At 57.7% G+C, this 4,893-nt stretch carries 4 protein-coding genes and 1 tRNA gene; 2 read left to right on the forward strand and 3 right to left on the reverse strand.

The window, feature by feature from the left end:
* The first annotated feature begins 318 nt into the window (after nucleotides 1-318).
* Entirely contained in the window at nucleotides 319-540 is a 222-nt protein-coding gene (locus tag PLN84_RS12450) for a DUF2795 domain-containing protein (RefSeq protein ID WP_300032926.1), read from the forward strand.
* Nucleotides 541-680: 140 nt separating this feature from the next.
* Here the strand turns inward: PLN84_RS12450 and PLN84_RS12455 are convergent, their stop codons facing one another.
* The 3 genes from PLN84_RS12455 to PLN84_RS12465 all read right to left on the reverse strand — a co-directional run bounded on the left by PLN84_RS12455 (nucleotide 681) and on the right by PLN84_RS12465 (nucleotide 3,330).
* Complete coding sequence (locus PLN84_RS12455) at nucleotides 681-1,169, reverse strand: SAM-dependent methyltransferase (protein WP_292385858.1); 489 nt, start codon at nucleotides 1,167-1,169, stop codon at nucleotides 681-683.
* A 285-nt stretch (nucleotides 1,170-1,454) separates the two neighbouring features.
* Nucleotides 1,455-1,539, reverse strand: a tRNA-Leu gene (locus tag PLN84_RS12460).
* A gap of 87 nt (nucleotides 1,540-1,626) precedes the next feature.
* Nucleotides 1,627-3,330, reverse strand: coding sequence for an AMP-binding protein (locus PLN84_RS12465; RefSeq protein ID WP_292385856.1), 1,704 nt, complete (start codon nucleotides 3,328-3,330; stop codon nucleotides 1,627-1,629).
* 126 nt (nucleotides 3,331-3,456) lie between these two features.
* On the opposite strand from PLN84_RS12465, the gene PLN84_RS12470 reads away from it, so the two are divergent.
* Nucleotides 3,457-4,011 carry a TATA-box-binding protein gene (locus PLN84_RS12470; protein WP_292385855.1) on the forward strand — a complete coding sequence of 185 codons (555 nt, stop codon included), beginning with the start codon at nucleotides 3,457-3,459 and terminating at the stop codon, nucleotides 4,009-4,011.
* The last annotated feature ends 882 nt before the right edge of the window (nucleotides 4,012-4,893 follow it).

Genomic DNA, 4,893 nt, shown 5'->3' on the forward strand with positions numbered 1-4,893 from the left:
TCCCCACGGCTCAAGCCGGGGGCTTGCTTGCACCCCTTGAACCCCGGATCTGTAACCGGAAAGGTTCAAAACCCCCACTCCAGGCTGCCTTCAAGGCCGGCCGGGGGCCCGGGGTCAGGCCTGCTCGCTCGATGCCGGCCGGCACCACCACTGGCTCAAAATGCTTTACAGCCGGATTGACGGTTTTTTGGTATTACATCACAGCAACATTTTTATTCACCGAGTGTAATGTGGCGGAGGCGTGTCCCGACTATGCGGGATGCCGTCAGATAGGTGGTGAGAACTATGGCAGAAGAAAGACCTTCAGTTAAAGGTGGAATGGCATCTGCGGCGCAGGCTGCATCCGTTGAAGAACTGAGTGCATCTGCGTTCCAGAAGTATCTTGGAGGCATGGACTACCCTGCCGGGAAGCAGGACCTGATCAGCCATGCCAGAAAGAACAATGCGCCCGATGCGGTGATCCAGGTCCTTGAGATGTTTGGGGACAAGACCTTCCAGTCCGCAGCAGAAGTGAGCCAGGAGTTTGGCAGGGTCAAATAACTCTTTTTTTGAGCGTTTCAACAGCGCATGTGGGATTATCAGTGGGAGGCCACTCCCGGGGCGTCCGGAATGACCGCGAGGCCCGGGGATCTCCCGCCGGCAGGAGTTGTCAAAGAGGGGGAACGCGGGGCGGCCTGCCCTCATTCCTCGAAGGTGAACTCCGCCGCCCAGTCGAACCCCCGGTTGTCTTCGTACCACTGCGGCCAGTGGGAAGACCAGGCAGGGACGCTTACACCGCGTACCCGTTCGGTAGCCGGAAGATAGGGCTTGATGTCCAGCACCGGCGTGCGATCGTCGGCATCGATGAATGGTACCTCGATGGTGCCCGCTGCGGCATCGATGCCGAGCACCGGAACCACTGAGAGCGCGATTGGATTTGGCCGGACCGGAGACCGGGTGGCGAAGATCCCGATCGTTTCGGGGCCCTTTGTGTAGGGCTTTCTGCAGACCGTTTCCGATCGGCACCCTGCCGTATCGACCCGGTCACACCACCAGAGTACGAGTATGTGGCTGAATCCATCGAGGCCCAGGAGCGCGGGCCGGAACGGTTCGGCGATCTCGATAGAGAACAATTCCTCGTCGGCATGCACGGTGCCTATCGGTTTTACGGTGAATGTGCGTCTCTCCATACCGGTAACCTTCCCTGAGCGTGATGCCGAACCGGCAGAAAACGGTCGCCCGCGCGATGCAGCATTCTCCCGCTCAATGCAATGGTAGGCACACCAGGACAAAAAAGGCTTGAGTCCGCCCGGGGTCAGGGTTCGGCTTCTTCCGACCGGGGCGATGGGAGAACCGGCTCTCTCCGGCCTTCGTATTACAGGTCCGTTCCAGAAAAGGACGAGCTGCCCGATCCGCCCGGTGAGCGAAGATAAGATCAGCGGTTCCCGGGTTGAGATGATGATCCAGAAGAAGAATGCGAGAGGCCGGATTCGAACCGGCGAACTCCTACGAGACCAGGCCCTGAACCTGGCGCCTTTGACCTGGCTTGGCAACTCTCGCACGAAATTATGGCGGACCTATCGCCGCTGACCCGGCCCGACGATCCTCGCGCCTGATACTATGGTATCTTCAACAAAATAAATGTAATTACTCCCCGCCCTCTCCGGAGGGCCGGGAGGCATGGGAATTAGTATCCATGAACCGCTGTAACTCCATCTCACGGAGTTCGTACCGCTTGATCTTGCCGGAGATGGTCTTTGGGAGTGACTCCACGAACTCGATCTCGCGGGGGTATTTATAGGGCGCTGTCACCCGTTTCACGTGCTTCTGGATATCCTTGACCAGGGATTCCGAGGGCCGATACCCCGGTTTCAACACGATGAAGGCCTTGACGACCAGTCCCCGGATCACGTTGGGCGACCCGACGACCGCGACCTCGTGGACGGCCGGATGCTCCAGGATCGCACTCTCCACCTCGAACGGTCCGATACGGTATCCGGACGACTTGATGACGTCGTCGTCACGCCCCATGAACCAGAAGTAGCCGTCCTCATCCATCCGCGCCTTATCGCCGGTGTAGTAGAACCCGTTCCGGCAGACTTTGCTGGTTTCTTCCTCGTTATTCAGGTAGCCGCGGAAGAGCCCTACCGGGCGCGGGTTGAGTTTGATTGCAATGCGACCCTCCTCCCCGACACCGACCGGGTTCCCGTCGTCGTCGTGGAGTTCGATCTGCCAGCCGGGCGCCGGCCTCCCTATGGAGCCGGGTTTGCACTTCATGCCGGGGAACGTCCCGATGCAGAGCACCGTCTCGGTCTGGCCGTAGCCTTCGTAGATCGTCCTCCCGGTTCCCTCCTGCCATGCCCGAATCACCTCGGGGTTGAGCGCTTCACCGGCGCTGCAGCAGTGGCGCAGGTCGGAGAGATCGAACTTGTCGAGGTCGGCGAGGATCAGCATCCTGTAGATCGTCGGGGGGCAGCAGAACGTCGTGATCCCGTACTTCTCCAGCAGCGGCAGGATCTCGGTCGCGTGGAACCGGCCCCGTATGTCGTAGACGAAGATGCACGCGCCGACGATCCACTGGCCGAAGAGTTTCCCCCACGCGCTCTTTCCCCAGCCGGTATCGGAGAGCGTCAGGTGGAGGTCGTTTGGACGCAGATCGTGCCACACGCGCCCGGTGACGAGATGCCCGAGCGGGTAGGAGTGGTCGTGAACCACCATCTTCGGCTCGCCGGTGGTGCCGGAGGTGAAGAAGATCAGTAACGGGTCCGTTGATTTGGTCCGGTGCATACCCGGGAGGTTCACCAGTTTGTGCGAGCAGGGCGCGGGGTAGTCGAGCTCGACGGGGTAACTGACCCATCCGTCCCTCACGCCGTCGATCATGAGCCGGACCGCGAGCGTGGGGCACTCTTCCCGGATCTCCTCGACCTTATCCGCATGCTCGGCCATGGTGATGATCATCTTGACCTCGGCGGCCAGGATGCGGTACTGCAGGTCTTTTGGGGTCAGCATCGTCGTTGCGGGGCAATACACGGCGCCGAGCTTGATGAGCGCGATGACGAAGATCCACCACTCGGGTGTCCGGGGGAGCATCAGCATGACCCGATCGCCTTTCTTGATGCCGTATTTTATGCAGATGTTGACTGCCTGGTTCGAGAGGCGCATGAGGTCGAAGAATGTGTATTTCTTCTCGTTTCCCTTCTGGTCCACCCAGATCATGGCGAGTTTGTTCCGGTCCTTCTTCGCCCATGCATCAATCACGTCGAAACCGAAGTTATAGTATTCAGGGACGTCTATCTTGAAATTCGCGCAGAGGTCTTCGTAGGACACTGGTTTTTGTTCATCATCTGCCATAACGTGATCATAAAGGTTGCGCGTTCATAATTTAAAGAATTCACGAAGTTGAGGAACACTCCAGATTCGGAATGGGCATAAAGATTATCCATTAGTATTATGGTCCAAAAAATGATACTCATATCGATGGATGAGAAGGGATACGAGTCACTGAAAGTTGAGAACATCGTTGCCTCCGGGGTGATTGCCGACTCGATCGACCTCGAAAAAGTATCTGAAAAAATTAAAAACTGTGAACTGAATACCAAGCGTTTCCCCGGAGCGGTTTATCGTATTGAGAAGCCAAAGATTGCATCCCTGATATTTTCCTCGGGAAAAGTGGTGCTCACCGGTATCAGGAACAATCCGGACCTTCACGATGGTCTTGAGATCATCATGCGTTCGCTCAGGGATGCCGGTATCGATACGTACGATGAGCCGCAGGTCGCGGTCACGAACATCGTCTGTTCGTATGATATGGGCAGGTACATCAATCTGAACAAGGTGGTCATCACTCTCAATCTCGAGAATATCGAGTACGAACCCGAGCAGTTCCCGGGGCTCGTCTACCGTATCGAAGATCCGAAGATCGTCGCCCTTCTCTTCAGTTCAGGTAAGATCATCCTGACCGGTGGAAAGACTATCGAGGATATCAAGAGAGGACTCGATTTCCTGGAGCAGCGGCTCGAAACTATAATGTGAACTGTTTTCCCGTAATTTTTATTCCAGCAGAGGGGGGGCCGGGGGCCCCATTATTTTTGATCGGGCATGGTCGGGCTGTCAGAACTTCCTGCCGGTGTGTGCCGTTGGACTACCCGGGCTCAGGTTGGGCTCCGTTGCATCCACCTCCGATGACGCTCGGGGCCCTGGCGTGCCACCGGCTTCACTCGATAGCGTTGTTCTTGAAGTGTCGCGACTTCCCACCGCGCTCGATACTACCGACCTCGACGGGCTTCACTCGATAGCGTTGTTCTTGAAGTGTCGCGACTCCCATACACGGATTTCCAGTGGATATCGCCCCGGGGGGAAGGGGCTGACGGGGAGTGCGATGGGTGGAATGCCCGGAGTTCGAGCACCGGAGGTGCGAGGTGCGAACGTAGTGAGCATGAGAAGACCGGAGGTCTTCGAGGGCGGTCTCCCCCTCCCCTGTTCCCATCTCACCCGCACCTTCGGTGCTCCTGCTCTGTTCCCGTTGGAACATCACACCCTGCGGCCCATCGCCGCTCGCACCTCCGGTGCTCGAACTCCGGTTCTATGAACTGTCGCTACTCGAAAACGCTTCGCGTTTTCTCAAGCTCCGGCCCCGAAACCCTCCGGTTCTATGAACTGTCGCTACTCGAAAACGCTTCGCGTTTTCTCAAGCTCCGGCCCCGAAACCCTCCGGTTCTATGAACTGTCGCTACTCGAAAACGCTTCGCGTTTTCTCAAGCTCCGGCCCCGAAACCCTCCGGTTCTATGAACTGTCGCTACTCGAAAACGCTTCGCGTTTTCTCAAGCTCCGGCCCCGAAACCCTCCGGTTCTATGAACTGTCGCTACTCGAAAACGCTTCGCGTTTTCTCAAGCTCCGGCCCCGAAACCCTCCG

The sequence above is a fragment of the Methanoculleus sp. genome (assembly GCF_035363275.1).
Lineage (GTDB): Archaea > Halobacteriota > Methanomicrobia > Methanomicrobiales > Methanoculleaceae > Methanoculleus.

Bases quoted from the DNA above. Each gene is read 5' to 3' on its own strand.
- PLN84_RS12450 (WP_300032926.1), top strand. From the start codon at position 319: ATGGCATCTGCGGCGCAGGCTGCATCCGTTGAAGAACTGAGTGCATCT.
- PLN84_RS12470 (WP_292385855.1), top strand. From the start codon at position 3,457: ATGGATGAGAAGGGATACGAGTCACTGAAAGTTGAGAACATCGTTGCC.
- PLN84_RS12455 (WP_292385858.1), bottom strand. From the start codon at position 1,169: ATGGAGAGACGCACATTCACCGTAAAACCGATAGGCACCGTGCATGCC.
- PLN84_RS12465 (WP_292385856.1), bottom strand. From the start codon at position 3,330: ATGGCAGATGATGAACAAAAACCAGTGTCCTACGAAGACCTCTGCGCG.